This is a genomic window from Paraburkholderia lebeckiae, from assembly GCF_014201005.1.
Taxonomy (GTDB): Bacteria; Pseudomonadota; Gammaproteobacteria; order Burkholderiales; family Burkholderiaceae; genus Paraburkholderia; species Paraburkholderia tuberum.
Map to the genome: position 1 here is coordinate 1 of NZ_JACHDK010000073.1, position 1,515 is coordinate 1,515.

Consider the following 1,515-nt stretch of genomic DNA (forward strand, 5'->3'; position numbering starts at 1 on the left):
CACCCATTAGCGGGCCCGGTGTCAAGTGAGCAAACAATACCCTCGACTGCCCGAGCAGCCGAATCCGATTGCACTGACGGAATGCAGTAGCCGAGCGCACCCGTTTCTTCAATTCATGGCTGCGACGGATCGCGCCAGACACCCATCAGGATCAAGCGAGCGGCGTACATCGGTTGCCTGTCGCCCTGGTGACTTTGCCACCCCAGAAGAACATTGGTGCCGTAACACGTCCATTGGACTCGCACAATACTCGTGGTTACCGAATGTCCGGCACCAATCCAGGACTGGCTCGTGTTGCAGGCGATCCGCTTTACTGCATATCGGGGACGGCGGCACAGTATCCCATTCAATCTCGGTGGCTTTCACCAGTCAACGATGAGGGCTTGCCGGTCGCCGTCGAAACTCTTATGCGAAGCATCGGCTCGCATCAAATGGCTTTCGCTCCTTCAGCATGTGGAAGCATGCACGCGCCAGCTTGTGTGCCAGGGCCTTCCGCGCGATTACCGGATTGGTCCTGGCTTTCTTGCGCTCGTAGAACTGTCTGGCTTCGGCGCTAAAGTGCATCGCGAAGTTGGCTGCCTCGATGAATGCCCAGCACAGGTATGGGTTTCCGTTTTTGGTATTGCCTTCGCCTTTCTTCTTGCCGTTGCTCATGCGCTGGCTGTCCACGCAGCGCGCGTAGGAGGCGAAGTTGCCAGCGCTGGCGAAACGTTCGATGGTCCCGGTTTCCAGTACGATCACGGTGGCAAGCGTCGGGCCAATGCCGGGCACCGTGGTCAGGAGAGCGTAGTCCGCGTGTCTCGCAACCTTTTCCTGAAGACGCATTTCCATGATGGCGATCTGTGCAGAGAGCGTCGTGATGACCGCGACGTTCGCGCGGACCGCGAGCGCCACGTCGTCCGGGAGGTGCAACTGGTCGACAGCGGCTTGGTCCAGTTTCTTGACCTGATTGCTCGTGATTCGCGTGCCGCACTGACGCGCGGTTATGTTCTCGACGGCAAGGATATGGCTGGTACGGCTGCGCACCAGTTGCATGCGTTTGCGGGCAAGGTCTCGCACCTCACGGTGCTTCACCGGCAGGATCGTGCCAGTGGGAAGAATGCCCAGGCGCAGCAGGTGGGCGAGGTAACGCGCGTCGGTCTCGTCACCGCTGTGCTTCAGTCCTTCGTATTTTTTGATCGCCGTGGTGTTGGCCAGATGGACGACGAAACCAGCCGCCTGCAGGCCGTCGACGAGCCAGTACCAGTTGTACGTGGATTCGACCACGACGCCGGCCAGTTCGGATTGCCACGGGGCAAGGAACGCCATAACCTTTGCCAGGTCGTTCGGCAGTCGCTTTTCGGCGACCACCCGGTCCGTTTCGTCGATCACGCTCACCACGCTGTTGTTCGAATGCAGGTCAATGCCGCTATAGTTCATGATGACCCCCTCCGGTTAAAGCAGTTTTGGCAAACTCACTTTAACCCCGTCGCCCGTCAGGGCGGCGGCAGGAGGTCCGCTAGATGATTTTCAATC

1 protein-coding gene is annotated in these 1,515 nt (G+C 59.2%); it reads right to left on the reverse strand.

From position 1 onward, the window contains the following. Window positions 1-405: 405 nt before the first annotated feature. Window positions 406-1,419, reverse strand: coding sequence for an IS110 family RNA-guided transposase (locus tag HDG39_RS34505; RefSeq protein WP_184012734.1), 1,014 nt, complete (start codon window positions 1,417-1,419; stop codon window positions 406-408). Window positions 1,420-1,515 lie beyond the last annotated feature (96 nt).